Raw genomic sequence first — 26,210 nt, 5'->3', positions numbered from 1 at the left:
GCGCAATGCAGCCCATGGCGCGAGCACCGCAGGTTGCCCGGAGCGCCAGCGCAGGGACAGGGGCACCGGGGTCGCCTTCTTTTGCTTACTTTTCTTGGCGAAGCAAGAAAAGTAAGTCCGGGTGTGGGGTGGATAGCCCCACCTCCTCACGTCGATCAAGCGTGGTTGTCGATAGAACCGACTGCTTTCGCACGAGCACCAGGGGCCGGGATGTGCCCCCGGCAGTGCAGTCACTTTCTCTTGCTCCGCCAAGAGAAAGTAACCAAAGAGAAGGCGGCCCCGGTGCCCCCGTCCCTGCGCTGGCGCTCCGGGCAACCTGCGGTGCTCGCGGCCTGGGCGCATTGCACAACTCGCACCACTCACTGCGTTCGTTCAGCTCGAACAAGTGCAATGAGTCAGTTATTGAAGCGCGAGGTTCCCCGCGCCGCCCAGGCCACTGCGCTCCTCGGCGTGGGCACAGGGGTGGGAGCGGGGTCACGCACGGGCCATCGCTTCGCTCGGCCGTGCCACTTCATCTACGCCTACCACCACCATGATCGACTACGACACCCTCAAGAACTGGGCCTTCCCGTCCATCGAGCACCGCTACACGGCCGACGACAGCATGCGCTACGCGCTCGCGCTGGGCCTGGGCGACGATCCGATGGACCCGCTGCAGCTGCAGTTCGTCAACGACACCAACGCCGGCCAGCCACTTGCCCTGCCCACCATGGCGGTGGTGTTGGGCTTCCCGGGCTCGTGGATGCAGGACCCGGCCACCGGCATCGATTTCACGAGGATCGTGCACGGCGAGGAAGAGATCACGCTGCACGCACCGCTGCCGGCCTCCGGCACCGTGCGCGCCGAACACCGCGTGGTCTCCATCGTCGACAAGGGCGAAGGCCGCGGCGCCACCGTGACCTACGACAAGGCCCTTTACGACACCGCCACAGGCCAGTTGCTCGCCACCGTGCGCCACACCACCTTCGCGCGCGGCAACGGCGGCTTCTCGGCCAGCAGCGGCAAGACCGACAGCGCCCCGCCCGCCCCGCCCAAGCCGCCCACTGGCACGCCCGAGCAGGTGCTGGAGATCCGCACGCTGCCCCAGCAGGCGCTGCTGTACCGGCTCTGCGCCGACCGCAACCCGCTGCATTCGGACCCGGCCACGGCCACAGCCGCCGGCTTCACGCGGCCCATCCTGCACGGCCTGTGCACCTACGGCATCGCCGGCCGCGCGCTGCTCACAGCCTGGGGCGGCGGCCAGCCGACGGCACTCAAGAACCTGTTCGCGCGCTTCTCCTCGCCGGTCTACCCGGGCGAGACGCTGCGCTTCGAGATGTACCGCGGCGCCGCGCCCGGCGAGGTCGCGTTCCGCGCCATCGCGGTCGAACGCAGCGTGACCGTGCTCGACGCCGGCCGCGCACTGCTGGCCACCTGACACCACACGGAGGTAACCCCCATGACCCGGATCAACCGCCGCCAGCTCGTGCTGGCCACCACCGCCCTCGCCACGCTGCCAACGTTTGCCCAATCCGGCTACCCCACCCGCCCCGTCAAGTTCACCGTGCCCTTCCCGGCCGGCGGCCCGGTCGACGTGACCGCCCGTGCCATGGCGCAAAAGCTCGGCGAACTCTGGGGCCACCCCGGCATCGTGGACAACCGCGCCGGGGCCGGCGGCATCGTGGGCGCGGAGATCGCGGCCAAGCAGCCGGCCGACGGCTACAACCTGTTCGTCTGCGCGATCCACCATTCGGTGCTGCCCGCGCTCAAGCCCGGCGGCCTCACGTACGACATCGAGAAGGACTTCGTTCCCGTGAGCTTCGGTGCGATGTTCCCCATCATCCTGGTCGCCCATCCCTCGCTGCCCGCGAAGAACGTGGCCGAACTCGTGGCCCAGGCCAAGAAGGAGCCCGGCAAGATCGCCTTCAGCTCCTCGGGCAACGGCGGCGGCACGCACCTGGCCGGCGAGCTGTTCAACATGCAGGCCGGCGTGCAGCTGCAGCACATCCCCTACAAGGGCAGCGCACCGGCCATGACCGACCTGCTGGGCGGCCAGGTGCAGCTGATGTTCGCCGACGCGCCGACCGCGCTGCCGCAGATCCGCGCCGGCAAGGTGCGCGCGCTGGGCGTGGCCAGCGCGCAGCGCTCGGCCCTGCTGCCCGACCTGCCGACCATTGCCGAAGCCGGCGTGCCGGGCTACGAGGCGTATTCGTGGGCCGGCGTGTTGGCGCCCAAGGGCACGCCCAACGACATCGTGCAGAAGATCAGCGCCGATCTGCAGAAGGTCATGACGCAGCCGGATGTGAAGCAGCGCCTGTACGACGCCGGCGCCGAGGCCATGCCCACCACGCCCGAGAAGTTCGCGCAGATGCTGCGCGGCGAGATCGAGAAGTGGGGCAAGGTGGTCAAGACCGCCAACATCAGGATGGATTGACGATGGCGGCGCGCCTGCTCCATGAGCGCCGTGGCCGCATGCTGCTGCTGACCATCAGCCAGCCAGAGCTGCGCAACGCGCTGCATCCCAGCCTGTACCCCGAGGCTGCGCGGCATTTCCGCGACGCGGCCGACGACGACAGCCTGGGCGCCATCGTGCTGTGCGGCGATGGCGCGCACTTCTGCGGCGGCGGCGACCTGCGCCGGCTGCAGCACCAGCGCAGCCAGCCCGAGGCCGGCCAGCTGCAGATCCTGGACGACTTGCACGACTGGGTGGAGGCCATGCGCGCCTGCCCGCTGCCCGTGGTCGCGGCGGTCGAGGGTGCGGCTGCCGGCGGCGGCTTCTCCGTGGCGCTGGGCTGCGACCTCATCGTGGCGGCCGAGGACGCGCGCTTCGTGATGTCCTATGTGCGCATCGGCCTGTCGCCCGACGGCGGCGGCTCCGACGCGCTGGCCCGCGCGCTCCCGCCACAGGCGGCGCTGGAGCTGCTGCTCGATGGCGACGTGATCACTGCCCAGCGCCTGCATGCGCTGGGCCTGGTCAACCGCATCGCGCCGCCGGGCCAGGCCGTGGCCGCGGCGCTGGCCTGGGCCGAGCGCCTGGCCGCCGGCCCGCGCACGGCCCAGCGGCAGATCAAGCAGCTTGTGCATGCGGCGCGCGGCCGTGGGCACCGCGCCCAGCTCGACGCCGAACGCGACGCCTTCGTCGCCAGCCTGTACAGCCCCGAATGCGGCGAAGGCATCGCCGCGTTCCTCGACAAACGCTCGCCCCGCTTCGCATGACCGACACCCTGCACGCCGCGCTGAACCCCGCCTCCATCGCCATCATCGGCGCCTCCGAAAACGTCCACAAAATCGGTGGCCGGCCCATCGCCTACATGCAGCGCATGGGCTACCGTGGCAAGCTCTATCCGATCAACCCCAGCCGGCGCGAGCTGCAGGGCCTGGCCTGCTACCCCTCGCTGGCCGCGCTGCCCGAAGTGCCCGAGATGGCCATCGTCATCGTGGCCGGCGACCAGGCCATCGCGGCGGTGGAGGATTGCGCCGCGCGCGGCGTGCGCTGCGCCGTGGTGATCGCCTCGGGCTTCGGCGAGACCGGCCCCGAAGGCCGCGCGCAACAGGACCACATGCGCGACGTGGCCCGCGCCGCCGGCATGCGCCTGGTGGGCCCCAACACCCAGGGCCTGGCCAACTTCGGCAGTGGCGCCATCGCGAGCTTTTCCACGCTGTTCACCGAGATGCCGCCTGAAGACGGCCCGGTGGCGGTCGTCAGCCAGAGCGGCGGCATGGCCGCCATGGCCTACGGCCTGCTGCGCGCACGTGGCCTGGGCGTGCGCTACGTGCACGCCACCGGCAACGAGGCCGACGTGGGCGTGGCCGACCTGGCCTGGGCCGTGGCGCAGGACCCCGAGGTCAAGCTCCTGCTGCTGTACCTGGAGCACATCGCCAACCCGGCCCTGCTGGCCGCCACGGCGGCCCATGCGCGTGCGCGCGGCCTGCCCATCGTGGCCGTGAAGGCCGGGCGCACGGCCGGCGGTGCGCTGGCCGCGTCCTCGCACACGGGTTCGCTGGCCAACGAGGACCGCGTGGTCGACGCTTTCCTGCGCCGCCACGGCATCTGGCGCGTACGCGATCCGCATGCGCTGGCACTGGCCGCGCCGGGCTACCTGCAGGGCTGGCAGCCCGCTGGCCGTCGCCTCGTCATCGTCAGCAACTCGGGCGCCAGCTGCGTGATGGGGGCCGACGCGGCCGAGCAGCACGGCCTGCAGATCGCCACGCTGTCCGATGCCACGCGGCGCGCACTCGCGGCGCGGTTGCCGGGCTTCGCGACCACCACCAACCCGATCGACATCACGGCCGCGCTGCTGTCCAACAGCGGCCTGTTCAGCGAGGTGCTGCCCGTGCTTGCGCAGGACGATGCGGCCGACATGGTCTTCATCCACATCCCGGTCTCGGGCGCGGGCTACGACGTGGAGCGCTTCGCGCGCGACACCGCCGCGTTCGCGAAGGCCAGCGGCAAGCCCGTGGCCGTGGCGGCCTGGCAGGAGAGCGTGGCTGCCGTCTTCCGTGCGGCGGGCGTGGCGACCTATGCCAACGAGGACGAGGCGCTCGGTGCGCTCGCGCAGGTGGCAGGGCACACGGCCTTGCTGCGCGAGCCGGTGCCGGCAACGCCCGCGCTGGAAGCGCCCGCCCTGCCCTCTGGCAGCGGCCTGCTCAACGAAGCCGACAGCCTGGCCCTGCTGGCCGCGCAGGGCGTACCCGTGGTGGAGCATCGGCTGTGCCGCAGCGCTGAGGCCGCGCGCGCGGCTTTTACCGAACTCGGCGGCCCCGTGGCCGTGAAGGCCTGCTCGCGCGACGTGCCGCACAAGTCCGAGCACGGCCTGGTCGCGCTGAACCTGCTGGACGCCGAAGCGGTCGCCACCGCCTTCACGCAGCAATGGGACAAGCTGGCCGCCATGGGCGCCGCGCAGGACGGCGTGCTGGTCGCCCGCATGCGGCGCGGCCGGCACGAGGCCATGGTCGGCGCCCACATCGACCCGCAGTTCGGCCCTGTCGTGGCCGTGGGCGACGGCGGCAAGTACGTGGAGGCCATGCGCGACGTGGCACTGCTGGTGCCGCCCTTCGCCGAGGCCGAGGTGGTGGCCGCACTGGGGCGCCTGCGCATCGCGCCGCTGTTGGCCGGCACGCGCGGCGACCCGCCACTGGACGTGCAGGCGCTCGCGCGCATCGCCGTGCAGGTGGGGCAGACCATCGTGGCCGCGCAGGGACGCATCGCGTCCATCGACCTCAACCCCGTGCTGCTCGGCGCAGCCGGCGACGGCGCGACCGTCGTCGACGCCCTGATCGAATTGAAGGAGACACCGTGAGCAAAACCATCCGCATCGGTTCCGGCTCGGCCTGGTGGGGCGACCGCATCGAACCCGCGCAGCTGAACGCCGAACACGGCCGGCTCGACTACCTGTGCTTCGAGACCATGGCCGAGGCCACGATCTCGGCCGCCCAGGTGCGCGCGCGGCGCGACCCGTCCTTCCCGGGCTACGACACCTACCTGGACGACCGCATGCGCGCCGTGCTGCCGGCCTGCATGGCCCAGGGCGTGCGCATCGTGTCCAACCAGGGCTGGATCAACCCGCGCGGCGCCGCGGCCCGCATCGCCGAGCTGCTGCGCGGCATGGGCCACAAGGGCGTGAAGATCGCGGCCGTGGACGGCAGCCTCGTGACCGAGCGCATCGCGCAGCTGGCCGACACCGTCATGGAGACCGGCGCGCCGCTGGCTTCCTTGGCAGACAGCATCATCTCGGCCGAGGTCTACCAGGGGGCCGAGCCCATCGCCGAGGCGCTGCGCGCGGGTGCGCAGATCGTGGTCACGGGCCGCGTGGCCGACCCCTCGGTCTTCATGGCGCCCATGATGGCGGAGTTCGGCTGGGACGCGCTGGACCATGCGCGGCTGGGCGCGGGCAACGGCATCGGCCACCTGCTCGAATGCGGCGCGCAGGTCACGGGCGGCTACTTCAGCGACCCCGGTTTCAAGGACGTGCCCGAACCCTGGAACTTCGGCTTCCCGATCGCCGAGGTGGCGGCCGATGGCAGCGCGGTGCTCGAGAAGGTGGCGGGCACCGGCGGCGCCATCGACCTGCGCACGGTCAAGGAGCAGTTGCTGTACGAGGTGCACGACCCGGCCAACTACATCACGCCCGACGTGGTGGTGGACTTCACGACCACCCGGCTGGAGCAGATCGGCCCCGACCGCGTGCGCGTGTCCGGCATCGGCGGCAAGCCGCGCACGTCCACGCTCAAGGCCTCGGTCGGCTGCACCGAGGGCTTCATCGGCGAGGACATGTTCTTCTACGCCGGCCCCGGCGCGCTGCGCCGGGCGAAACTGGCCAGGCGCATCCTGGAGGAGCGTTTCCGCATCGTCGGCCTCAAGGCCGAAGACCTGCGTATCGATTTCCTGGGCATGAACGCCATCCACGGCAAGGCCACGCCCGCCGACTGGCCCGAGCCCTACGAGATCGCGGTGCGCGTGGCGGCCCGCACGCGGACCAAGGAGGAAGCGCTCAAGGTCGGCCGCGAGGTCGACGGCATGGCCGTCTCGGGCATCGCGCACACAGGCAAGCGCGTGCCGCACCAGGACCGCACCCGCGAGGTCATCGGCGTGTGGTCCACGCTGGTGCCGCGCGAGGCGATCCAGCCCAGCATCCACTACTTGGAGAGCTGAGGTGCGAGCACCCAGAGCGCTCGGCGGCCGAGCGAAGCGACGGCCCGACCCCCAGGCCGAGCGCAGCGATGGCCCGTGTGGGAGTTCCCCCTGTGCACCTGCCGAGGAGCGCAGTGCCATGGGCTGCGCGGGGAACCTCGCGCTTCGTGAACTGACTCATTGCGCTTGTCCGAATGCAGTGAACGAAGTGAACAGCATGAGTTGCGCAATGCAGCCCATGGCGCGAGCACCGCAGGTTGCCCGGAGCGCTAGCGGAGGGACAGGGGCACCGGGGTCGCCTTCTTTTGCTTACTTTTCTTGGCGAGACAAGAAAAGTCAGTCGTCGTGCGGGGGCGAAAACCCCGCCTCCTCACTCCGATCAGCAGTTGGTGTGCATGGAAAACACTGCGTTTGCATGAGTCTCGGAGGCCGGGATGTGCGCCCGGCAGCGCAGTCACTTTCTTTCGTTTCGCCGAAAGAAAGTAACCAAAGAAAGGGCGACCCCGGTGCCCCCGTCCCTGCGCTGGCGCTCCGGGCAACCTGCGGTGCTCGCGGCCTGGGCGCATTGCACAACTCGCACCACTCACTGCGTTCGTTCAGCTCAAACAGGTGCAATGAGTCAGTCAACAAAGCGCGAGGTTCCCCGCGCCGCCCAGGCCACTGCGCTCCTCGGCGTGGGCACAGGGGTGGGAGCGGGGTCACACACGGGCCATCGCTGCGCTCGGCCCCTTCACAACAACTCGGAGACCCAACATGCAAGTGATGCTCCAACACCTCGCCCACTGCCGCTCCGGCGACAAGGGCAACACCGTCAACATCGCCGTGTTCGCCTACGCGCCCGCGCTGTACCCGCTGCTCGCCGAGCAGCTGACGGCCGAGAAAGTGAAAACCTTCTACCAGGGCGCGATCACGGGCGAGGTGCTGCGCTACCCCGTGGACGGCCTGCACGCGATCAACTTCGTCGCGCATGGCGCGCTGGGTGGCGGTGTCTCGCGCAGCCTGGCGCTGGACCAGTACGGCAAGGCCATGTCGGCCGCGCTGCTGCGCTTTCCCATCGACGTGCCCGAGGCACTGGCAGGCCAGCTGCGCAACTACCCCGAGAAGGCTGCAGCATGAGGCGCCGCACCGCCCTGCAAAGCCTGGCGGCACTCGCCGCCGCGCCCACGTTCGCCCAGTCGCCCTACCCCAACAAGCCCGTGCGCCTGATCGTGCCCTATCCACCCGGCGGCACCACCGACCTGCTGGCCCGCCTGGTCGCCGCCGGCCTCGGCGAAAAGCTGGGCCAGAGCTTCACGGTCGACAACCGGGCCGGGGCCAGCGGCGCCATCGGTTCTCTGGCCGTGGCCAAGGCGCCGGCCGACGGCTACACGCTGGTCATGGCCACGATCAGCTCGCACGGCATCAACAGCGCGCTGAACAAGACCCTGCCCTACGACCCGGTGGCCGACTTCGCGCCCATCACCTGCGTGGCCAGCACGCCCAACGTGATCACCGTCAACGCAGCCCTGCCCGTCAAGACCCTGCCCGAACTGCTGGCCATGGCGCGTGCCCAGCCTGGCAAGCTGAGCTTCGGCTCGACCAGCGCGGGCGGCTCGCCGCACATGAGCGTGGAGCTGCTCAAGATGATGGCCGGCGTGGACATGGTCCACATCCCGTACAAGGGCGGCGGCCCGATGCTGACCGACCTGATCGGCGGCCAGATCCCGGTGGGCGTGGACAACCTGCCCTCGTCCATGGCCCACATCCAGTCCGGCCGCATCCGCGCGCTGGCCGTGACCACGGCGCAGCGCTGGCCCGGCACGCCCGACATCCCCACCGTGGCCGAGAGCGGCGTGCCAGGCTACGAGGCCGGCGCCTGGTTCGGCCTGCTGGCGCCGGCAGGAACCCCGCAGCCCATCGTGGAACAGCTGCAGCAGGCCGTGGCCGAGCTGCTGCGCCGGCCCGCGTCGGCGCAGCGCCTGAGCGACATGGGCGCGGCCCCCGTGGCCAACACGCCCGACGCATTCGGCCGCCAGATCGCGGCCGAAATCGCCAAGTGGAAGAAGGTGGTCGCGGCCACCGGCGTGAAGGTCGAATGATGGTGGACGAACTGGCCTACGCCAGCCTGCGGGTGCTCGACATGAGCCAGGGCGTGGCCGGCCCCTACTGCGCCGCGTTGCTCGCCCTGCAGGGCGCGGATGTGGTCAAGGTCGAGCCGCCCGGCGGCGACTGGATCCGCGTGATGGGCGGCGGCGAGGCCGGCATGACGCCGCTCGCGGTGGCCAGCAACCTGGGCAAGCGCTCGCTGTGCATCGATGCGCGCAAAGCGCAGGGCCGCGCCGCCATCGAACGCCTGGCCGCACAGGCCGATGTGCTGGTCGAGAACTTCCGGCCCAGCGTGATGGCGCGGCTGGGCCTGGATGCGGCCTCGCTCTGCGCGCGCCACCCCAGCCTGGTCTACCTGTCGATCTCGGGCTTCGGCGCCAGCGGGCCCTGGGTCGACAAGCCCGGCACCGACTCGGTGCTGCAGGCCTACACGGGCCTGGCCATGCTCAACCGCGAGCCCGACGGCCGGCCGCGCCGCATCGGCATGCTGGTGCCCGACACGGTCTCGGCGCTGTACGCCACGCAGGCCCTGGGCGCGGCGCTGTACGCGCGCAGCCGCACGGGCCGTGGCCGCCACGTGCAGATCTCGCTGGCCGCGTGCTGCGCCGCCTTCCAGGCCGCGCCACTCTACGAGAGCGCGCTGTTCGCGGGCCGCCAGGCGCCACCCACGGCCGTACCCTCGGGCGTGTTCCGCACGCAGGATGGCTTCGTCACGCTGCTGGTGCTGCGTCAGGACATGTGGGAGCGGCTGTGCACCGCGCTGGACCGCGACGGCTGGCGCGATGACCCGGACTACCGCGACAACCATGCCCGCGGCCGCAACGCCGCGGCCCTCAACGCGGCCATCGCCGAGCAGCTCGCGCAGCAGCCCAGTGCGCACTGGATCGCCACGCTGGAGGCGGCCGACGTGTTGTGCGCCGAAGTGCAGGACTACGCGCAGTTCCGGGACCACCCACAGATGCAATACATGGGCACGTTCGGCCAGCTCGCACAACCGCCCTACCAGCCACTGCCCATGCCGTATGTGCCCGGCACCTCACGTGGTGGCCCGATTCCGCCGGCGCCGGCCACCGGCCAGCACACGCGCGCGGTGCTAGCCGAACTCGGTTATGCAACCGACGAGATCGCAGCGCTGGAGCAAGGCGGCATCGCCGTGCAGGCCTGACCACACCACAACGAAGAGGCCACGCATGACCCGCCTGAACCGCCGCGCCCTCGCTGCGCTGCTGTTGGCCACCGCCAGCAGCCTGACCATGGCCCAGGCCTGGCCCGGCAAGCCCATCCGCATGGTCATCCCCTACCCACCGGGCGGGCCGACCGACATCCTGGGCCGCATCGTGGCCCAGCAGCTCGAAGCCCGACTCGGCCAGAGCGTGGTGGTGGACAACAAGCCCGGCGCCAGCGGCATGATCGGCGCCGACATCGTGGCCAAGGCGCCGCCCGACGGCTACACGCTGCTGGTCAACGCATCCATCCACGTGATCAACCCCAGCCTGTACAAGAAGCCGCCCTACGACGCGATCCGCGACTTCTCGCCGGTGAGCCTGATCGCCGATGTGCCGCTGGTGCTGGTGGCCGCGCCGTCCCTGGGTTTCAACACCGTGCAGGACGTGGTCGCCGCGGCCAAGGCCGATCCGAACCGGCTCAACTTCGCGTCCTCGGGCAACGCCGCCGCGCCGCACCTGGCCGGCGAGGCCTTCAAGATCGCCACGGGCGTGCAGATGCAGCATGTGCCGTACAAGGGCAGCGGCCCGGCGCTGGCCGACGTGATCGGCGGGCAGACGCAGCTGATGTTCGACTCCATGCCTTCCAGCATCGGCCAGATCCGTGCCGGCAAGCTGCGCGCCATCGCCGTGACCACGGCCAAGCGCGCGAGCGCGCTGCCGGACGTGCCGACCATCGCCGAATCGGGCGTGCCCGGCTACGCCATCAGCACCTGGTACGGCGTCTGGGCGCCGCCGCACACGCCACCCGAGATCGTCCTGCGCGTGTCGCAGGAGATCGCCCAGATCGTGCGCCAGCCGGCCGTGCGCGAGCGCCTGGCCGGCCTGGGCGCCGAGCCCGTGGGCAACACCCCTGCAGCGTTCGCCGACCACGCGCGCAGCGAGCTCGCCAAATGGGAGCGCATCGTCAAGGCTTCAGGCGCCACGGTGGACTGAGTGACCGGGTGATGGCCGGCCCCATCGCTGCCCGGCGCGCAGCATTTCGGTCGGTCAAGGGCTTTCGTCGGCCCATTCGATGTCCGATATTCACAAATTCCCGACTGAGCAGGCGCTGACATCTGCAACAATTTGCGTTGACTGGCACGCTTGCGCGCCTACCCGCCCCCACAAAAGCAGGGAGACGCAATGCAGACCATGAACTCCCAACGCGACAAGCTGACCCGTCCGCAGAAGCTGGAGTCGAGCATCCCTGCTGTGCCGGCGACCCCGGCGCAGCTGCTGGCGGGGGGGGCGCTGGTCGCGGCCATCATGGCGACGGTCTGCGTGTTCGGCGTCTGGACCCGCCTGGCCGGTCAGCTGGCCGTGTTCTGGCCCGCCAATGCGCTGCTGCTGGGCCTGTTCATCCGCTTTCCGCGGCTGGACACGGCGGCCGGCTGGATCGGTGCCTGCGTCGGCCACCTGTTGGCCGGCTTCATCGTCGGCGACGCGCTGCCGATCTCCGTGCTGCTGACGCTCACCAACTTCGCCAGCGTGCTGACCGGCTACCTGATGCTGGCACAGCCCTTCGGTGCCGACGCACGCAAGCTCCTTGGCGCGGCCGGCGTTCTGCAGCTGCTGGCGATCGCGGCCCTGGCCTCTGTGGCGGGCGGCCTGGCCGGCAGCCTCGTCGGGCCGGTGGCCTTCGGCGGCACGGCACTGGAGTCCGGCCTGGCCTGGTTCGCCAGCGAACTGCTCAACTACTTCACCATCCTGCCGGCCGTGCTGAGCATCCCCACCGCGCAGCACCGCGAGGTAGTGCGCCAGTGGCGCAAGAGCATGCCGCCGCTGCGCCGGGCTGCGCCGCTGCTGGCCCTGCTGGCCTCGATGGCGGCCGCCTTGCTGGTCGGCGGGCCCGGGGCCGTGGCCTTCCCGGTGCCGGCACTGCTGTGGTGCGGCATGCGCTATGGCGTCTTTCCCACCGCGGTGCTGTCCCTGCTGACCACCGCCTGGACGCTGGTGGCGATCTCCAAGGGCGTGCTCGACACCGCGGTGCAGATCGAGTCGCCGGCCATGCTGATGTCGGTGCGCCTGGGCGTGACGCTGATCGCCATCTCCCCGCTGGCCGTGGCCAGCGCCATGGCCGCCAACCGCATCCTGATGGCGCAGCTGCGCCACATGGCCGAGCACGACCCGATGACCGGCACCATGAACCGCCGCGCCTTTGCCGAGCAGGCCGGCAAGGCACTGCGCAGCGCCCGCGCGGCACGCCGCAGCGTGGGCCTGCTGGTGCTGGACATCGACCGCTTCAAGAATGTCAACGACACCTACGGCCATGCCGTGGGCGACCAGGTCATCATCCTGGCGGCCAACCTCGTCGCCGACCGCCTGCCCGAAGGGCCGCTGCTGCTTGGGCGGCTGGGCGGCGAGGAGTTCGCCGTGCTGCTGCCCGATGCCGACCCCGCGCGCACACGCGAGGTCGCCGAGCGCGTGCGCCAGGCCTGCGCCGAGGCCGCCGTGGACCTCGGCCAGGGCCGCACCACCGGTTTCACGGTCAGCATCGGCGCCAGCGTGAGCCAGCCGGCCAACGCCAGCCTGGACCGCCTGCTGCAAGCGGCCGACCGCGCGTTGTACGAGGCCAAGCACGGCGGACGCAACCGCGTGGTACTGACCGACGTGGTGTGAGCCGGATCTTTGCCGGCACAGTTCTCAATTGAGATTAATTTTCATTTAACATCGCCCGTTCCCGGGGAAGCCTGTTCCCCGCCAGCCCGCCATGCCGGGCCCATCCGGTCCGATCGGGGCCGAAGGAAACGAGGGATGTCGAAGGAAACGATCGGCGCGCGCTACCGCCTCGCGGTGGCCTCGCGTGCCCTGGCCGCCGTCGGCGGCGGCTACGCGCTGTCGGCCCTGGCCGCCACGGCCGTGGCGCTGTACCTGCCGCTGCACCGCGCCGAGGCGGTGATCACGGGCACATTGGCCTCTTTCGTCGTCTACACCTGCGCCGTGCTGTGGGCCTTCGCGGCGCGCAGCGCCTGGCGCGCCTGGGGCGGCCTGGCCCTGCCCGCGCTGCTGCTGGCCAGCGGCCTGTGGCTGGCGCAACGCGCGGGAGCCGCGGCATGAAGGAAGGCTTTCGCCAGTCCATGGCCTGGCTGCACACCTGGTCGGGCCTCTTGGTCGGCTGGGTGCTGTTCATGGTGTTCGCGGCCGGCACCTCGGCCTACTTCCGCGACGAGATCAGCCTGTGGATGAAGCCCGAGCTGCACGCGGGCACGGCGGCCCCGCCGGCCGTGCCCGAGCAGGCCGTGGCATGGGCGCTGCAGCATCTGCAGGACAAGGCGGCCGGCAGCCCGCGCTGGACCATCGAGCTGCCCAGCGAGCGCGAGCCGCTGCTGCGCACGGGATGGACGGTGCCGCCGCCGGCCACGGCCGCTTCCGCGCCGCGCGCGGACGAGCGCCCGCGCCGTGCCCGCTTTGCATCGGCCACGCTGGATCCGGCCACGGGCCGCCCCGTGGCAGCCCCGCGCGAGACGCGCGGCGGCGACTTCTTCTACCGCCTGCACTTCGACCTGCACTACATGTCGGCGATCTGGGGCCGCTGGATCGTGGGCTGTTGCGCCATGTTCATGCTGGTGGCCATCGTCAGCGGCATCGTCACGCACAAGCGCATCTTCAAGGACTTCTTCACCTTCCGGCCGAAGAAGGGCCAGCGCTCCTGGCTGGACGCGCACAACGCCACGGCCGTGCTGGCCCTGCCCTACCACCTCATGATCACCTACACCGGGCTGGTCACACTGATGTTCCTGTACATGCCCTGGGGCCAGGAGGCCGTCTACAAGGACGACCGCCAGACCTTCATCGCCGAGGTCTTCCCCTCGTCGGCTGGCTTCAGCAACCAGAAGCCCACCGGCATGGCGGCGCCGCTGGTGCCCGCGGACGCGCTTCTGCGCGAGGCCAGCACGGCCTGGCATGGCGCCGCCGTCAGCCGCGTCGTCATCAGCAACCCCGGCGACGCCACGGCCCGCGTGACGCTGTACCGGCAGGAGGCCGGCAAGCTCTCGGCCAACCAGAGCTCCATGAGCTTCGACGGCACCACCGGCCAGCTGCTGGGCCGCGCCGGCGAGGACATCGCCCCGGCCTCCGAAACGCGCGGCGTGCTCTACGGCCTGCACATCGGCCGCTTCGCGCATCCGCTGCTGCGCTGGCTGTTCTTCGCCTCGGGCGTGGCCGGTTGTGTGATGGTGGCCACGGGCCTGTTGCTGTGGTCCGCCAAGGAGCGCCAAAAGCACGCCAAGGCGCTCGCCAAGGGCGGCCGCGTGGGGTTCGGCCTGCGCCTGGTCGATGGCCTCAACCTGGGCGCCGTCGCCGGCCTGCCGCTGGCCATGGCCGTGTTCTTCTGGGCCAACCGCTGCGTGCCCGTGAGCATCGCCGAGCGGCCCGCCGCCGAGATCGCTTGCTTCTTCTGGGCCTGGGGCCTGGCGGCGGTGGCCGGCCTGGCCTGGCCGGCCCGGCGCCTGTGGCAGATCCAGCTGGCGCTGGGCGGCCTGCTGTTCGCGCTGCTGCCAGTACTGAACCCGCTGACGGGTGGCATGGGCCTCGTCGCCAGCCTGGCCGCGGGCGCGTGGCGCATCGCCGGTTTCGACCTGACTGCGCTGACCCTGGGCGCCGGCCTGCTCGCAGCGGCGTGGCATGTGGGCCAGCGCAAGCCGGCCGCCAAGCCGCGCGCCACGGCGCCCGAGGCGGACGCCCCCTTCCTGGTGGCCGAGCCCGCGGGAGCCGGCCGGTGAAGGCGCTGCTCGCCCTCTCTGCTGCGCTGACAGGCTTCGCGGCGCTGAGCCTGGCGATGGACCGCCACTACGAGGACTACAAGGGCCGTGGCCAAACGCCGCCAGCGGCGCTGCGGCGCTGGATGCAGCTCGGCGGCGCGCTGGGCCTGGCGCTGTCCTTGTGGGCCGCAGTCGCGGGCTACGGCAGCGCGCAGGGCTGGGTGTTCTGGTTCGGCGCGATGACGGTGGCGGCGCTGGCCGTGGTGCTCACGCTGAGCTATGCGCCCACGCGCATCGTGCGGCTGCTGCGGGCCGGTGGCGTGCTGCTGGTCTTGAGTGTGCTGGGTAGCCTCCCCTCGTAGGCGGGGCGGCGTCTAGAAGACAGCGCTGCGCGCATCCGGGGTACCCCCGTTGTCGATTCCGGCACGGGCGTGCGGGCCGGGGCACACGGAAGTTCGCCCCGTCGGACAAGTTCGGCATCACGCTCGAGGCATGCGCTCAAGCTGTTGCGCAACTCGACGACGCGTTCTACTTAGAGGGTGTATCTAAAATGATTTACCCGGCCAGCCTAGTTGCGAGCATACGCGCTTCTGCGAGCCAGACCCAGGCCACAGGCGCCCAGTTGGAGCGGTCATGGTGAGCGATCAGCCTGCGCGCACGCTCGTTCCATGCGTGGGTGCGCTCGACCACCCAGCGCTTGGCTTGCACGACGAAGCCCTTGGCTGGGGCCTCGGGCCACAGTTGCTGCTGCTCGACAACAAACGTGCCCGTCACGCGATTCGAAGGTCTGCGGACGATCTCTACGGCGATGCCATGCGTCTTCTCCAGGTCCATGGCGCACTGACCGCCGTAGGCCGAGTCTGCGTACAGCCTCTTGAGGCCCGTCACCTTGGCGCAGGCTTGGGCCACCACGGATGCGGCCCCGTCGCGATCCTGCACGCTGGCAGCCGTGACGGTCACAGCCAGCAGCAGCCCCAGCGTGTCGACCACCAAGTGGCGCTTGCGGCCCTTGACCTTTTTGCCGGCATCGAAGCCGGTGTCTGCGCCCTGCGGGGTGCTGCGCGTGCTTTGCGAATCGATGATGGCCGCCGTGGGTTCGGGTGCCTTGCCCACGCGGTCGCGCCACTGTTGGCGCAACCGGTCGTGCATGGCCTCGAAGGTGCCGGCGCGTGCCCAGCCGCGAAAGGCCGAGTACACCGCACGCCAAGGCGGAAAGTTGCCGGGCAGCAAGCGCCACGCGCAGCCGGTGCGCACGATGTACATGCAGGCGTTGGCAATGTCGCGGCGCGCGTGCGTGATCGGCTTGCCGCGCCCACCTTCGCGCTCAAACAGGTCATGCACGAGAGCCCACTCGGCATCGGTCAGGTCCGTGTTCATGCCGCCAGGCTTGGCTTGCCGGCGGTGCGCTGTCGTGTAGCCGTAGCGCTGCGGAGCCGAGCCCTGGACCGCCGCACGCGTGCTGGCGCCGCGAGGCGGGCGCACGCGCTTGACTCCCGCCTTCTTCAGCGCCTTGCGAATCGTCGCCGAGCAGACATCGATGCCCGTGTGGCGAACGAACTCGCGGGTGAGCTCATCCATCGACGACTGCGGCATGCGCAGCGCCAGCTCCACCAATGCGCGCAGGTCCTGCGCTTGCAGCAGTGCTGGCCTGCCGGGTTGCTTCTTGCTCGTCCCCGTGTTCACTCGTCACCTCCTGCGCTCCCAGAACCGAGAGGGCGCGCAGGGTATTTTAATTCAGATACACCCTCTTAGCTTCTGGTGAGGAAGTGTCGCTCTCTCCCCGTACAGCAATCCCCGGCAGACATGTCCGACACCAGCAAGATGGATCACCTCTACGATCAGATCACCGCAGCGGTCGACCAGTCGATCTCGACGGTTTCTGAGAAAGCCTTTGCGGCCCACGGCAACCAGGATCTGGAAGGAGCCATCAACAGCTCCCGAACACTGCTCGAGAGGTTCCGAGAAAGGACCAACGGGGACATTCAGAAGCTCAAGGAGATCGCAGACTGGAGTACGTTCACGATTGCTTTCTATGGCGAGACGAATGCAGGAAAGTCCACGCTGATCGAAACTTTGCGGATCATGCTTGGAGACAACGACAAGCTTGCGATGCAGGCACAGTACCAGGCGCTTGCCAAAGACCTGCGTATTGAACCGCCCCGGAATTCGCGGAGGCCCGTTGGCTTGAGTCAGGCCGACATGGCCTGCTGCTCAAGAGTTCGATAGTAGTTGGCCTCGAACTCGGCCGGTGGCACGTACCCGATGGGTTCGAGCAGGCGCTGGTGGTTGAACCAGGCCACCCATTGCAGCGTCGCCAGCTCTACCGATTCCTTGGTCTTCCACGCACTGCGCCGATGGATGACTTCGGCCTTGTACAGCCCATTGATGGTCTCGGCCAGCGCGTTGTCGTAGGAGTCGCCCTTGCTGCCCACGGAGGGCTCGATGCCGGCCTCGGCAAGCCGTTCGGTGTAGCGGATGCTGACGTACTGCGATCCGCGGTCGGAGTGGCACACAAGGGCATCTTCGCGCTGCGGACGACGGTCGTACAGCGCCTGCTCCAGTGCGCCCAACACGAAGTCCGTCCGCATGGAGCTGCTCGTGCGCCAGCCCACGATGCGCCGCGCAAACACGTCCACGACGAAGGCCACGTACAGCCAGCCTTGCCAGGTGGACACGTACGTGAAGTCCGACACCCAAAGCTGGTTGGGCCGCTGCGCGTTGAACTGGCGATTGACCCGGTCCAGCGGGCAAGGCGCTTTGGCGTCGCTGATCGTGGTGCGTGCGGCCTTGCCACGCATCACGCCGCGCAGACCCATGTGGCGCATGAGTCGTTCCACGGTGCAGCGGGCCACCGTGACGCCCTCGCGCTGCAACTGGTGCCAGACCTTGTCGGCGCCGTAGACCCGCAGGTTCGATTGCCACACGCGCTCGATCTGCGGCATCAGCACCGCATCGCGTTTCGCGCGGGCGCACAGCAGCTCGGGGTGGCGCTGGCGGGCCGCATGGCGCCGGTACGCCGACGGGGCGACCTGCAGTGCCCTGCAGATCGGCTCGACCCCGTGCGCGGCGCGATGCGCGTCGATGAACGCCTTCACGACTTCAGCCGGCGGTCGAGCTCCGCCTGGGCGAAAAACGCGCTGGCCAGCTTCAGGATCTCGTTGGCCTTGCGCAGCTCGCGGTTCTCCCTTTCAAGCTCCTTCATGCGCTGCGTCTGCGTCGTGGTCACGCCCTCGCGCTGGCCCGTGTCACGCTCTTGTTGGCGCACCCAGTTCAGCAGCGTCTGCGGCGTGCTGCCGATCTTGCCGGCAATCGACACCACCGCCGCCCACTGCGACTCGTACTCACCGCGGTGCTCGAACACCATGCGCACGGCGCGCTCGCGTACCTCGGGCGAAAACTTCACTGACTTCCTCATGGCTCCATCCTCTCAAAAGTTGGAGCCTCCTCAAAATACGGGGCGGTTCAAAGGCTGCCTGGTGCAGCAGCGCATCCAGGAGATGTTCAGCGACGAAGTGGGGGGAATTGCGCGTGACCTGGGCCGGATTCAGATCAACGTCAACAACGAGCTTGCGCACTACAACGATGTGGTCACCGCGCTCGGGAAAAAAGGCGTCAACCTCCTTTCGCAATCAGGCCTCATCACCAACAGCAGCGTGCTCGCGGTGCGCGACGGCATTAACACCGCCACAAAAATGGTGGGCCTGGACATCAGCAAGTACTTGAAGTTCAAGCCCTGGGGCGCAACCAAGCTGGCCAACGGCCTCGGTAGCGCGCTCGCCATCGTCGGCTTCGCGCTGGAAGTTTGGGACAGTTACCAGGAACAGGAGCGGCAGGCCAAGTTCGCGGACACCATCCGCACCATGGTTGGCAACTTCCAGGAGCAATCCAAGGAGGTTTTGCGGCTGATCGACGCGCCTGATTTCTCCGACAGATTCTTTCCGACCTTCGTGAGCCTCAAGCAGCAGCTCGCGGCCATCGACACCGAGATGAATCAACTGCAGGAACGACAGCTTCGCTTCAAGAAATGGTACGACCACGGTACGGCGATCGACGCCGAGTTCCGTGATATCAGCCAGAACGACCATGTGAAATGGGACAGCGTGCCTGAAATCGTCCTCGACACCACGCCCATCATCGAAAGCATCGCACCCTCTCCTTCGGCTGGCCCATCCGGAACGTCGAGCACGGCTGCTGCGAAGGCATCGCTCTGGTCCAGATTGTTCTCCTGACTTTCAAGGTGCCCGTGAGGCGCCCATATGCGCCCTGCAGCTAAGCATCCAAGCAAAGCTTCGTTGGCCGGCACCGGCCCGCTCCCCAGAATGGATTCCCCGTCCTCAGGAGCATTCCCCTTGGCCACCCTCCGACTGGGCGACACCGCCCCCGATTTCTCCCAGCAATCCAGTCTCGGCCCCATCCACTTCCACGCCTGGGCCGGCAACGACTGGGTCGTGCTGTTCTCGCACCCGGCGGACTTCACGCCCGTGTGCACCACCGAGCTGGGCAAAACCGCCGCGCTGTCGGGCGAGTTCGCCAGGCGCGGCGTCAAGCCCATCGCCATCAGCGTCGACCCGGTCGACAAGCACCAGCAGTGGATCGCCGACATCGACGCCACGCAGAAGACCTCGGTGCAGTTCCCGATCCTGGCCGATGCCGACCGCAAGGTGTCCGAGCTCTACGACCTGATCCACCCCAACGCCTCGGCCACGACCACCGTGCGCAGCGTGTTCATCATCGACCCGCAGAAGGTGGTGCGCGCCACCATCACCTACCCGGCCAGCACCGGCCGCAACTTCGACGAGATCCTGCGCGTGATCGACTCGCTGCAGCTGACGGACAGCCACAAGGTGGCCACGCCGGCCAACTGGAAGGATGGCGGCGACGTGGTCATCCTGCCCAGCCTGCAGGACCCCCGGGAACTCGCCGAGCGCTTCCCCAAGGGCTACACCACCGTGCGGCCCTACCTGCGCATCACGCCGCAGCCGAACCGCTGAGGCGCATGCCATGGCAAGGTCCATTGAGCGGCGCAGCACCGCCGCGTTGCGTGGGGCCCGGGCCGAGCGACCGTCGACCGCCCAAAAAACAGGCAGCGCAGCACCAGGCCGCATGGGGACTCGCTTTGGCGCCGCCGTCCAGCCGCTGTCCCCAAAGATGTCCACAGCCGGCCGGGATAAGCCGGCCCCGCAGGCCGCCCAGGGATCAGGCGCCCGACGGCAGTGGCGCATCGGCATGCACCAGCCCGTCCGCACGTAGCGCACGCCAGAAATCCCCCGGAACGGCCAGTTGCAGCGCGGCGCGGTCCTCGGCGATGCGCTCGGGCCGGCTCGCGCCCGGGATCACCGCGGCCACGGCCGGATGGGCCAGCGCGAACTGCAGGCCCGCTGCCTTCATGGACACGCCATGGCGATCGGCGATGGCCTTGATCGCGGCCACCTTGGCGAGGATGGCGGGCGTGGCCGGCGCGTACTCGAAGTTCGGGCCACCGACCAGCGCGCCCGAACTGTAGGGCCCGCCGACCACGATGGACAGGCCGCGCTCGGCCACCCTGGGCATCACGCGCTGCAGCGCGCGGCCATGGTCCAGCAGCGTGTAGCGGCCCGCGAGCAGGAAGCCGTCCGGCCGCGGGCCCTGCAGGTCCAGCAGCAGTTCGATCGGCTCGACGCGGTTCACGCCCAGGCCCCAGGCCTGGATCACGCCCTCGTCGCGCAGCCGGTCCAGGGCCTTGAAGGCGCCCTTGCGCGCGGTCTCGAACACGCTGAGCCATTCGTCACCGTAGAAGTCCTGCGCGACGTCGTGCACCCAGGCGATCTCGATGCGGTCGGTCTTCAGGCGCTTCAAGCTGTCCTCGATGGAGCGCAGCGTGGCGTCCTCGGAGTAGTCGTTGACGACGCGGTTCGGCCGGCCGTGCAGGAACACGCCGCCTTTCTCGCCCTGGTCGCGCGCGGCCACGTCCTCCAGCTCGTCGAGCACCAGGCGGCCGACCTTGGTGCTGACCACGTAGTCGTTGCGCGGCCGGCCCGCCAGCGCCTCGCCCATGCGGATCTCCGCGAGGCCGGCGCCGTAGAACGGTGCGTTGTCGAAGTAGCGGATGCCGTCGTTCCAGGCCGCGTCCACGGTGGCGCGCGCCTCGGCCTCGGGGATGTCGCGGAACATGTTGCCCAGCGGGGCGGTGCCGAAGCCCAGCGGGCCGGGCAGGAGGTCCTTGAGTGCCATGGTGTTCCAGGAAGTGGTGATCGGTTCAGGCGGCCTGGGCGACGCTGAATTCGGTGTAGCCCTCGGCGCCGCCGCCGAAGTATCCGGCGGCCGGCGCGTTGAACAGCGGTAGCCCGTGCTGCAGCCGGTGGACCAGGTCCGGGTTGCCGATGAAGTCACGGCCGAAGGCCACCATGTCGGCCTGGCCCGCGGTCGTGGCGGCGATGGCGCGCTGGCGGTCGTAGCCGTTGTTGGCAATGTAGGCACCGCCGAAGGCCTGGCGCAGGGCCGCGTTGTCGAAGCGGCTGGTGCCGTCTTCGGCATGCATCTGGCCTTCCACCACATGCAGGTAGGCCAGGCCCAGCGCGCCGAGCTGGCTGGCGAGGTAGGCATGGGTCTGCTGCGGCTGGCTGTCCAGCGGCGTCTCGCCGATGGCGGTGGACAGCGGCGACAGGCGCAGGCCCACGCGGTCCGCGCCCCACACGCCGGCCACCGCCTCGACCACTTCCAGCGTGAGACGGGCGCGGTTCTCGATGGAGCCGCCGTAGCGGTCGGTACGCCGGTTGGTGCTGTCGCGCAGGAACTGCTCGAGCAGGTAGCCGTTGGCGGCGTGCACCTCCACGCCGTCGAAGCCGGCCGCCTTGGCACGCACGGCGGCCTGGCGGTAGTCCTCGACGATGGCGGCGATCTCGTGCAGTTCGAGCGCGCGCGGCGCCGAGGGTGTCTCGAAGCCGGCCTCGGTGAACACGTTGCCGCCGGCCTGCAGGGCGGACGGCGCGACAGGCGGAGCGCCGCCCTCCTGCAGGCTGGTGTGCGACATGCGGCCCACATGCCACAGCTGCACCACGATGCGGCCGCCGGCCGCGTGCACGGCCTCGGTCACGGGCTTCCAGCCGGCCACCTGTGCGTCGGTGTACAGCCCGGGCGTGAAGGCATAGCCGCGCGCCTGGCGCGAGATGTTGGTGGCCTCGGCGATCAGCAGGCCGGCCGAGGCTCGCTGGGCGTAGTAGCGGGCGGCCAGCGGCGAGGGCACGCCGTCCATGCCGGCGCGCGAGCGCGTCAGCGGGGCCATGGCGATGCGGTTCTTCACGGCGATGGCGCCCAGGTGGGTGGGGGTGAACAGGGTGTCGGTGGTCATGGTGCAGCTCCGTTGAAATGGGATGGAGCGAAGTTTGGAGCGCCGCTCCACATTCATCCAATTTATTCGTTGAATTTCAGATATTCTTCAAGCAATATATCTGGATGCGCTACGACCTGAACCTGCTGCCCGTCTTCCTGGCCCTCATGGAAGAGCGCAGCGTGACACGCGCGGCCGAACGCCTGGGCATCACGCAGCCGGCGCTGTCGAACGCGCTCACGCGGCTGCGCGCGCTGCTGCAGGACCCCTTGTTCATCCGCGAGCGCTACGGCATGCAGCCCACGCCCAAGGCCGAGGAACTGGCCCCGGCCATCGCCGAGGCGCTGGCCACGGTGGACGGCCTGGTGCGCGGCCAGCAGGCCTTCGATCCGGCCAGCGCGCAGCGCCTGGTCACCATCGCGCCGAACAGCTATGTGGAGTACGTGCTGGTGCCCGCGCTGGTGGCGCGGCTGCGCGCGCTGGCGCCCGGCATCCGGCTGCGGCTCACACCCTACGGCGCCGACCTGGCCGAGACCGGCGTGGTCTCGGGCGCCACGGCCATGGTGTTCGGCCGCATCACCGACCCGCCCGACAACCTGGTCGTGCAGCACCTCATGGACGACGGCCTGGCCTGCGTGGTGCGGGCCGACCACCCCGAGATCGGCGCGCGCATCACGCGCCGGCAGTACGAGCGGCTCAAGCACGTGAACATGCTGCCGCCCGGCCGGTTGCGCGCCGGGCTGTTCCAGCGGCTCGAGCGTGCGCAGCTCAAGCGCGAGGTGGCGGTCTCGGTCACGCACTTCCTGGCCATCCCCGAGCTCGTGGCCGTGACCGACTACTGCGCCACGCTGCCGCGCCAGATCTGCCGCCGCCTGGCCGGCGACGCGCGTCTCAAGGTGCTGCCCGCGCCCGTGGACCTGGGCAGCTTTCCGGTGCAGATGGCCTGGCATGTGCGCTACCGCGACGATCCTGCGCACCGCTGGCTGCGCGAGCTGGTCGTGGCCGTCGCGGGGGAACTGGCGCAGGCCGCTGCGGGCTGATGGCGCACGCCCGGGCGCCCCCGGGACAGACTACGCCAGCGCCGTCGCGATGCGCACCTCGCCGGTCAGCACCTTGTGGATCGGGCAGGCATTGGCCACGGCCAGCAGGCGCTCGCGCTGGGCCGCGTCGAGCGGGCCTTGCAGCGTGATGCTGCGCGCGATGTCGGTGCCGGGCGTGGCCGGCGTGGCGGCACGCAATGTCAGGGCGACCTCGACGCCCTCCAGCGGCCACTGCTTGCGCGCCGCGAACATCTTCAGCGTGATGGCCGTGCAGGCGCCCAGGCTGGACAGCAGCAGCGCGTGCGGCGTGGGGCCGGTGTCGCCGCCGCCCTGCACCGCGGGCTCGTCGCCGCTCCAGCGGTGGCCGGCCTCGTCGCGGAATTCGACGGCATAGGGCGTGGCGCCCAGGGTGGCGTGCAGGGTGACATCGGCGGACATGGCGCTCCTCTGGCAGGTGGTGGGGCGCCGATGGTGCCACGGCCGCTGGCCCGGCCCGCGGTGTCAGGCCTCGCTGCCGCGCACCACCATCACCGGCACACGCGCGCTCTGCAGCACCCGCTGCGTGACGCTGCCCAGCAGCAGCTTCTCGATGCCGCGCCGGCCGTGCGAGCCCATCACGATGAGATCGGCGCCGCAGGTGCCGGCCGCCTGCAGGATGCCTTCTTCGGCCGCATGGCCTTCGATGGTGGCCGACTCGCAGGGCACGCCGGCTGCTTCCACCATGGCCACCGCCGCACGCAATGCGCCTTCGGCATTGGCGTTGGCGGCAGACAGGTACTCGGCCTGACCCACGGCGGTCTCCGTGGCCATGCCCAGAAAGGGGTAGATGTCGATCACGTGGACGACGAACAGTTCGGCCTGGACGGCGCGGGCCAGTTCCACGGCATGGCGCAGCGCGGCCAGGGCGGTCTGCGAGCCATCCACGGGAACCAGGATCTGCTTGTACATGCGGGTCTCCTTGGCGAGCGAAGCGAAGGCCCCGAGTCTAGGCGCCCGGCGGCGCGTGGCACCCGCTACGCCAGCATGCTTTCGGCGACGGGCGGTGCCACCGCCGGCGCCGCGAGCGTGAACTCGCGCGCCACGGACTGCTCGATGCGGGCGAACACCGCAGGAATGCAGCAGCTGCCCACGTCGCAGGCATCGCGCAGATGGCCCGCGATCTTGCCGTCGGGGTAGATCCGGAAGGCCATTCCTTCGGAGAACTCCGGATCGGCCCACAGCCGCTGGTTCAGTTCGGCCAGGTACTGCACATGGTTCAGGGGCTTGCGCTGCATGGTCAGAAGCGCTCCAGGTCGGCCAGCTCCAGACAGTCACTGGGGCTGTTGTCCAGGGCCAGCGAGCGGCCGCTGCCCCCACCCTCCAGAACCTTCAGGCGCGGGCCGAGCGTCACCTGCGTACCGTCGCGCAGCAAGGCGTGGACTTGGTCGCCCGCGTCGATGCGGGCGACCACCTGGTCGACCGTGACCGCATGCGGCTCCTGCTGCCAGGCGCCGCTGCCGTCGCCATGCCCGAGTTGCACGGCAGTGAGTTGCTGGTTCTGGTAGCGCACGGCGGTCACGCAGTAGTGGTTGGCGGTGGTCATGGCGGGGATCCCTCCTTCGGCCGCCATGGTGCTGCCGCGGCGCCACGGCGGCTGTCGGCCGGCTTCCCGCAGCGCTGTCGGTCCCTGCCGAGGCACATGTCCGAAAACGGCGAGTCGCGCTACGGCCCGCCACCTATGATCGCGGCCATGGCCCCGTCCACCCCCTCCCCCGGCGACCCGCTCGACACCGCCCGTTACCGCGCGCTGGCGGCCCGCGATGCGCGCTTCGACGGCCGCTTCTTCACCGGCGTGACCAGCACCGGCATCTACTGCCGGCCGGTGTGCAGCGTGAAGACGCCGCGGCGCGAGAACTGCCGCTTCTTTGAGCACGCCGCCCAGGCCGAACGGGCAGGCTTTCGGCCCTGCCTGCGCTGCCGGCCCGAACTGGCACCGCAGGCGCTGCCCTGGTCCACGCAGGACGCGTCGAGCATCCTCGCGCAACAGGCCGCGCGGCTGCTGGACGCGCCCGACGCCTGGCCCGAGGCCGGCCCCACGGTGCAGGCGCTGGCCGAGCGGCTCGGCGTGTCCGACCGGCACGTGCGCCGCATCTTCGAGGCGCAGTTCGGCGTGTCGCCGCTGCAGTATCTGCAGACGCGCCGGCTGCTCGCGGCCAAGCAGCTGCTGGCCGACACCGACCTGCCCGTCGCCCAGGTGGCCCAGGCCAGCGGCTTCCACAGCCTGCGCCGCTTCAATGCGGCTTTCGTCGCGCACTACGGGCTCAACCCGGCCGCCCTGCGCCGCGCCGGCGGCCAGCGCGAAGGCCAGGGCAGCCAGGTGCGGCTGGGCTACCGCCCGCCTTACGACTGGCAGGCCATGCTGGCCTTCTTCGCGGCGCGGCAGATCCCGGGCATGGAGACGGTGGCCGGCCCCGATGCCGCGGCCCCCGGCATCGCGCGCACGCTGGCCCTGCAGGCGGGCGGGCAGCGGCACGAAGGCTGGCTGCACATGGCCTTCGCGCCCGAGCGCCACCAGTTGCTGCTGCGCGTGTCCGACAGCCTGCGTGCCGTGCTGCCGCTGGTGATCCGGCGCGTGCGCGTGCTGCTCGACCTGGACGCCGACCCCGAGGCCATCCACGCCGTGCTGGGCAGCCGTTTTCCGGATGGCGCCGGCCTGCGCGTGCCCGGCTGCATGGACGGCTACGAGCTGGCCGTGCGCGCCGTGCTGGGCCAGCAGATCACGGTGGCGGCCGCGCGCACGCTGGCCAGCCGCCTCGTCACGCGCTTCGGTCAGCCCATCGCCACGCCGGAACCCGGCCTCACCCACCTGTTCCCCGCGCCGCAGGCGCTGGCCGATCTCGGCGATGCCGCCGGCGACGCCCTGGGCGGCCTGGGCATCGTGCGCCAGCGCCAGGCCGCCATCGTGGCGCTGTCCCATGCCGTGGCCGGCGGGCTGAACCTGCAGCCCGGCGGCGATGTGCCGGCCACCATCGCCGCGCTCAAAGCCCTGCCCGGCATCGGCGACTGGACGGCGCAGTACGTCGCCATGCGCGCACTGCGCTGGCCCGACGCCTTTCCCGCGGGCGACGTGGCGCTGCACAACGCGCTGGGCGTGCGCGACGCGCCGCATCCCGCGCGCGCGGCCGAGGCTGCGTCCGAGCCCTGGAAACCCTGGCGCAGCTACGCCGTGCTGCGCGCCTGGGCCACCCTGCCCGCACGCCCCACCAAGACAACGAAGGAATGAGC

At 70.2% G+C, this 26,210-nt stretch carries 26 protein-coding genes and 1 other annotated feature; of the genes, 18 read left to right on the top strand and 8 right to left on the bottom strand.

Annotated elements, in window-relative coordinates; translation table 11 throughout:
- Positions 1-532 precede the first annotated feature (532 nt).
- The 13 genes from ACSQ4M_RS19995 to ACSQ4M_RS19935 all read left to right on the top strand — a co-directional run bounded on the left by ACSQ4M_RS19995 (position 533) and on the right by ACSQ4M_RS19935 (position 14,962).
- Complete coding sequence (locus ACSQ4M_RS19995) at positions 533-1,417, top strand: MaoC/PaaZ C-terminal domain-containing protein (protein ID WP_436191172.1); 885 nt, start codon at positions 533-535, stop codon at positions 1,415-1,417.
- A gap of 21 nt (positions 1,418-1,438) precedes the next feature.
- The gene (locus ACSQ4M_RS19990) at positions 1,439-2,413 is read left to right on the top strand and encodes a tripartite tricarboxylate transporter substrate binding protein (protein WP_436191171.1); all 975 of its coding nucleotides are present in this window, start codon (positions 1,439-1,441) and stop codon (positions 2,411-2,413) included.
- A 2-nt stretch (positions 2,414-2,415) separates the two neighbouring features.
- Entirely contained in the window at positions 2,416-3,195 is a 780-nt protein-coding gene (locus ACSQ4M_RS19985; protein WP_436191170.1) for an oxepin-CoA hydrolase, alternative type, read from the top strand.
- A complete protein-coding gene (locus tag ACSQ4M_RS19980; RefSeq protein WP_436191169.1) occupies positions 3,192-5,279 on the top strand; it encodes an acetate--CoA ligase family protein in 2,088 nt (695 codons plus the stop codon). The genes ACSQ4M_RS19985 and ACSQ4M_RS19980 overlap by 4 nt, the downstream gene beginning before the upstream one ends.
- The gene (locus ACSQ4M_RS19975) at positions 5,276-6,631 is read left to right on the top strand and encodes an acyclic terpene utilization AtuA family protein (RefSeq protein WP_436191168.1); all 1,356 of its coding nucleotides are present in this window, start codon (positions 5,276-5,278) and stop codon (positions 6,629-6,631) included. Before ACSQ4M_RS19980 ends, ACSQ4M_RS19975 begins: the two co-directional genes overlap by 4 nt.
- Before the next feature lie 732 nt (positions 6,632-7,363).
- Positions 7,364-7,726 carry an AtuA-related protein gene (locus ACSQ4M_RS19970; RefSeq protein ID WP_436191167.1) on the top strand — a complete coding sequence of 121 codons (363 nt, stop codon included), beginning with the start codon at positions 7,364-7,366 and terminating at the stop codon, positions 7,724-7,726.
- Positions 7,723-8,688 carry a Bug family tripartite tricarboxylate transporter substrate binding protein gene (locus ACSQ4M_RS19965; RefSeq protein ID WP_436191166.1) on the top strand — a complete coding sequence of 322 codons (966 nt, stop codon included), beginning with the start codon at positions 7,723-7,725 and terminating at the stop codon, positions 8,686-8,688. Before ACSQ4M_RS19970 ends, ACSQ4M_RS19965 begins: the two co-directional genes overlap by 4 nt.
- Complete coding sequence (locus ACSQ4M_RS19960) at positions 8,688-9,860, top strand: CaiB/BaiF CoA transferase family protein (protein ID WP_436191165.1); 1,173 nt, start codon at positions 8,688-8,690, stop codon at positions 9,858-9,860. Before ACSQ4M_RS19965 ends, ACSQ4M_RS19960 begins: the two co-directional genes overlap by 1 nt.
- Positions 9,861-9,885: 25 nt before the next feature.
- A complete protein-coding gene (locus tag ACSQ4M_RS19955) occupies positions 9,886-10,854 on the top strand; it encodes a Bug family tripartite tricarboxylate transporter substrate binding protein (RefSeq protein WP_436191164.1) in 969 nt (322 codons plus the stop codon).
- 198 nt (positions 10,855-11,052) lie between these two features.
- The gene (locus ACSQ4M_RS19950) at positions 11,053-12,519 is read left to right on the top strand and encodes a diguanylate cyclase (protein WP_436191163.1); all 1,467 of its coding nucleotides are present in this window, start codon (positions 11,053-11,055) and stop codon (positions 12,517-12,519) included.
- Between the two features lie 135 nt (positions 12,520-12,654).
- Positions 12,655-12,957, top strand: a complete 303-nt coding sequence (locus tag ACSQ4M_RS19945; protein ID WP_436191162.1) for a DUF3649 domain-containing protein — start codon at positions 12,655-12,657, stop codon at positions 12,955-12,957.
- A complete protein-coding gene (locus ACSQ4M_RS19940) occupies positions 12,954-14,621 on the top strand; it encodes a PepSY-associated TM helix domain-containing protein (protein ID WP_436191161.1) in 1,668 nt (555 codons plus the stop codon). Before ACSQ4M_RS19945 ends, ACSQ4M_RS19940 begins: the two co-directional genes overlap by 4 nt.
- Positions 14,618-14,962 (top strand): DUF3325 domain-containing protein, encoded by a 345-nt coding sequence (locus ACSQ4M_RS19935; RefSeq protein WP_436191160.1) that lies wholly within the window; start codon positions 14,618-14,620, stop codon positions 14,960-14,962. Before ACSQ4M_RS19940 ends, ACSQ4M_RS19935 begins: the two co-directional genes overlap by 4 nt.
- 193 nt (positions 14,963-15,155) lie before the next feature.
- Here ACSQ4M_RS19935 and ACSQ4M_RS19930 read toward each other — a convergent pair whose 3' ends face one another.
- Positions 15,156-16,283, bottom strand: a complete 1,128-nt coding sequence (locus ACSQ4M_RS19930; protein ID WP_436191159.1) for an IS5 family transposase — start codon at positions 16,281-16,283, stop codon at positions 15,156-15,158.
- A gap of 120 nt (positions 16,284-16,403) precedes the next feature.
- Here ACSQ4M_RS19930 and ACSQ4M_RS19925 point away from each other — a divergent pair, with 120 nt between their 5' ends.
- On the top strand, positions 16,404-16,826 hold the full coding sequence (locus ACSQ4M_RS19925; RefSeq protein WP_436191158.1) for a hypothetical protein: 423 nt from the start codon (positions 16,404-16,406) through the stop codon (positions 16,824-16,826).
- Here ACSQ4M_RS19925 and ACSQ4M_RS19920 read toward each other — a convergent pair.
- A protein-coding gene (locus tag ACSQ4M_RS19920; protein ID WP_157086564.1) for an IS3 family transposase occupies positions 16,790-18,015 on the bottom strand; the annotation gives its coding sequence in 2 pieces (ribosomal slippage) (positions 16,790-17,727 and positions 17,727-18,015; 1,227 coding nt in all). The two genes, ACSQ4M_RS19925 and ACSQ4M_RS19920, sit on opposite strands and share 37 nt — an antisense overlap.
- Positions 17,621-17,737: a sequence feature (AL1L pseudoknot), on the bottom strand. Its footprint overlaps the gene before it by 117 nt.
- Positions 18,016-18,076: 61 nt before the next feature.
- Here ACSQ4M_RS19920 and ACSQ4M_RS19915 point away from each other — a divergent pair.
- Together ACSQ4M_RS19915 and ACSQ4M_RS19910 are read left to right on the top strand one after the other, a co-directional pair.
- Positions 18,077-18,829, top strand: a complete 753-nt coding sequence (locus tag ACSQ4M_RS19915) for a LeoA/HP0731 family dynamin-like GTPase (RefSeq protein ID WP_436191157.1) — start codon at positions 18,077-18,079, stop codon at positions 18,827-18,829.
- Between the two features lie 120 nt (positions 18,830-18,949).
- A complete protein-coding gene (locus tag ACSQ4M_RS19910) occupies positions 18,950-19,591 on the top strand; it encodes a peroxiredoxin (RefSeq protein ID WP_436191156.1) in 642 nt (213 codons plus the stop codon).
- Between the two features lie 205 nt (positions 19,592-19,796).
- Here ACSQ4M_RS19910 and ACSQ4M_RS19905 read toward each other — a convergent pair whose 3' ends face one another.
- Positions 19,797-20,810: an aldo/keto reductase gene (locus ACSQ4M_RS19905; protein WP_436191155.1), complete on the bottom strand. Its 1,014-nt coding sequence runs from the start codon at positions 20,808-20,810 to the stop codon at positions 19,797-19,799.
- A gap of 25 nt (positions 20,811-20,835) precedes the next feature.
- Entirely contained in the window at positions 20,836-21,927 is a 1,092-nt protein-coding gene (locus tag ACSQ4M_RS19900) for an alkene reductase (RefSeq protein WP_436191154.1), read from the bottom strand.
- Between the two features lie 104 nt (positions 21,928-22,031).
- On the opposite strand from ACSQ4M_RS19900, the gene ACSQ4M_RS19895 reads away from it, so the two are divergent.
- Positions 22,032-22,946 carry a LysR family transcriptional regulator gene (locus ACSQ4M_RS19895; protein ID WP_436191153.1) on the top strand — a complete coding sequence of 305 codons (915 nt, stop codon included), beginning with the start codon at positions 22,032-22,034 and terminating at the stop codon, positions 22,944-22,946.
- A gap of 30 nt (positions 22,947-22,976) precedes the next feature.
- On the opposite strand, the gene ACSQ4M_RS19890 is transcribed toward ACSQ4M_RS19895, so the two are convergent.
- The 4 genes from ACSQ4M_RS19890 to ACSQ4M_RS19875 all read right to left on the bottom strand — a co-directional run bounded on the left by ACSQ4M_RS19890 (position 22,977) and on the right by ACSQ4M_RS19875 (position 24,528).
- On the bottom strand, positions 22,977-23,384 hold the full coding sequence (locus ACSQ4M_RS19890; protein ID WP_436191152.1) for an OsmC family protein: 408 nt from the start codon (positions 23,382-23,384) through the stop codon (positions 22,977-22,979).
- A gap of 63 nt (positions 23,385-23,447) precedes the next feature.
- Positions 23,448-23,894, bottom strand: coding sequence for a universal stress protein (locus ACSQ4M_RS19885; RefSeq protein ID WP_436191151.1), 447 nt, complete (start codon positions 23,892-23,894; stop codon positions 23,448-23,450).
- A 65-nt stretch (positions 23,895-23,959) separates the two neighbouring features.
- Positions 23,960-24,220 carry a hypothetical protein gene (locus ACSQ4M_RS19880; RefSeq protein WP_056668525.1) on the bottom strand — a complete coding sequence of 87 codons (261 nt, stop codon included), beginning with the start codon at positions 24,218-24,220 and terminating at the stop codon, positions 23,960-23,962.
- A 2-nt stretch (positions 24,221-24,222) separates the two neighbouring features.
- Positions 24,223-24,528 carry a hypothetical protein gene (locus ACSQ4M_RS19875; RefSeq protein WP_436191150.1) on the bottom strand — a complete coding sequence of 102 codons (306 nt, stop codon included), beginning with the start codon at positions 24,526-24,528 and terminating at the stop codon, positions 24,223-24,225.
- 147 nt (positions 24,529-24,675) lie between these two features.
- Here ACSQ4M_RS19875 and ACSQ4M_RS19870 point away from each other — a divergent pair, with 147 nt between their 5' ends.
- Complete coding sequence (locus tag ACSQ4M_RS19870; protein WP_436191149.1) at positions 24,676-26,208, top strand: DNA-3-methyladenine glycosylase 2 family protein; 1,533 nt, start codon at positions 24,676-24,678, stop codon at positions 26,206-26,208.
- The last annotated feature ends 2 nt before the right edge of the window (positions 26,209-26,210 follow it).

It is taken from the genome of Pseudorhodoferax sp. LjRoot39 (assembly GCF_964253035.1).
In the GTDB taxonomy this organism is placed as follows: domain Bacteria; phylum Pseudomonadota; class Gammaproteobacteria; order Burkholderiales; family Burkholderiaceae_C; genus Pseudorhodoferax.
Note: the sequence above shows the minus strand (reverse complement) of the source record. Positions and strands in the feature narration are given on the sequence as shown.

Excerpts from the sequence above, each read along its gene's own strand:
- ACSQ4M_RS19995 (WP_436191172.1), top strand. The coding sequence starts at position 533 with ATGATCGACTACGACACCCTCAAGAACTGGGCCTTCCCGTCCATCGAG.
- ACSQ4M_RS19990 (WP_436191171.1), top strand. The coding sequence starts at position 1,439 with ATGACCCGGATCAACCGCCGCCAGCTCGTGCTGGCCACCACCGCCCTC.
- ACSQ4M_RS19985 (WP_436191170.1), top strand. The coding sequence starts at position 2,416 with ATGGCGGCGCGCCTGCTCCATGAGCGCCGTGGCCGCATGCTGCTGCTG.
- ACSQ4M_RS19980 (WP_436191169.1), top strand. The coding sequence starts at position 3,192 with ATGACCGACACCCTGCACGCCGCGCTGAACCCCGCCTCCATCGCCATC.
- ACSQ4M_RS19970 (WP_436191167.1), top strand. The coding sequence starts at position 7,364 with ATGCAAGTGATGCTCCAACACCTCGCCCACTGCCGCTCCGGCGACAAG.
- ACSQ4M_RS19965 (WP_436191166.1), top strand. The coding sequence starts at position 7,723 with ATGAGGCGCCGCACCGCCCTGCAAAGCCTGGCGGCACTCGCCGCCGCG.
- ACSQ4M_RS19960 (WP_436191165.1), top strand. The coding sequence starts at position 8,688 with ATGGTGGACGAACTGGCCTACGCCAGCCTGCGGGTGCTCGACATGAGC.
- ACSQ4M_RS19955 (WP_436191164.1), top strand. The coding sequence starts at position 9,886 with ATGACCCGCCTGAACCGCCGCGCCCTCGCTGCGCTGCTGTTGGCCACC.
- ACSQ4M_RS19950 (WP_436191163.1), top strand. The coding sequence starts at position 11,053 with ATGAACTCCCAACGCGACAAGCTGACCCGTCCGCAGAAGCTGGAGTCG.
- ACSQ4M_RS19945 (WP_436191162.1), top strand. The coding sequence starts at position 12,655 with ATGTCGAAGGAAACGATCGGCGCGCGCTACCGCCTCGCGGTGGCCTCG.
- ACSQ4M_RS19940 (WP_436191161.1), top strand. The coding sequence starts at position 12,954 with ATGAAGGAAGGCTTTCGCCAGTCCATGGCCTGGCTGCACACCTGGTCG.
- ACSQ4M_RS19925 (WP_436191158.1), top strand. The coding sequence starts at position 16,404 with ATGTCCGACACCAGCAAGATGGATCACCTCTACGATCAGATCACCGCA.
- ACSQ4M_RS19905 (WP_436191155.1), bottom strand. The coding sequence starts at position 20,810 with ATGGCACTCAAGGACCTCCTGCCCGGCCCGCTGGGCTTCGGCACCGCC.
- ACSQ4M_RS19900 (WP_436191154.1), bottom strand. The coding sequence starts at position 21,927 with ATGACCACCGACACCCTGTTCACCCCCACCCACCTGGGCGCCATCGCC.
- ACSQ4M_RS19895 (WP_436191153.1), top strand. The coding sequence starts at position 22,032 with ATGCGCTACGACCTGAACCTGCTGCCCGTCTTCCTGGCCCTCATGGAA.
- ACSQ4M_RS19890 (WP_436191152.1), bottom strand. The coding sequence starts at position 23,384 with ATGTCCGCCGATGTCACCCTGCACGCCACCCTGGGCGCCACGCCCTAT.
- ACSQ4M_RS19885 (WP_436191151.1), bottom strand. The coding sequence starts at position 23,894 with ATGTACAAGCAGATCCTGGTTCCCGTGGATGGCTCGCAGACCGCCCTG.
- ACSQ4M_RS19880 (WP_056668525.1), bottom strand. The coding sequence starts at position 24,220 with ATGCAGCGCAAGCCCCTGAACCATGTGCAGTACCTGGCCGAACTGAAC.
- ACSQ4M_RS19875 (WP_436191150.1), bottom strand. The coding sequence starts at position 24,528 with ATGACCACCGCCAACCACTACTGCGTGACCGCCGTGCGCTACCAGAAC.
- ACSQ4M_RS19870 (WP_436191149.1), top strand. The coding sequence starts at position 24,676 with ATGGCCCCGTCCACCCCCTCCCCCGGCGACCCGCTCGACACCGCCCGT.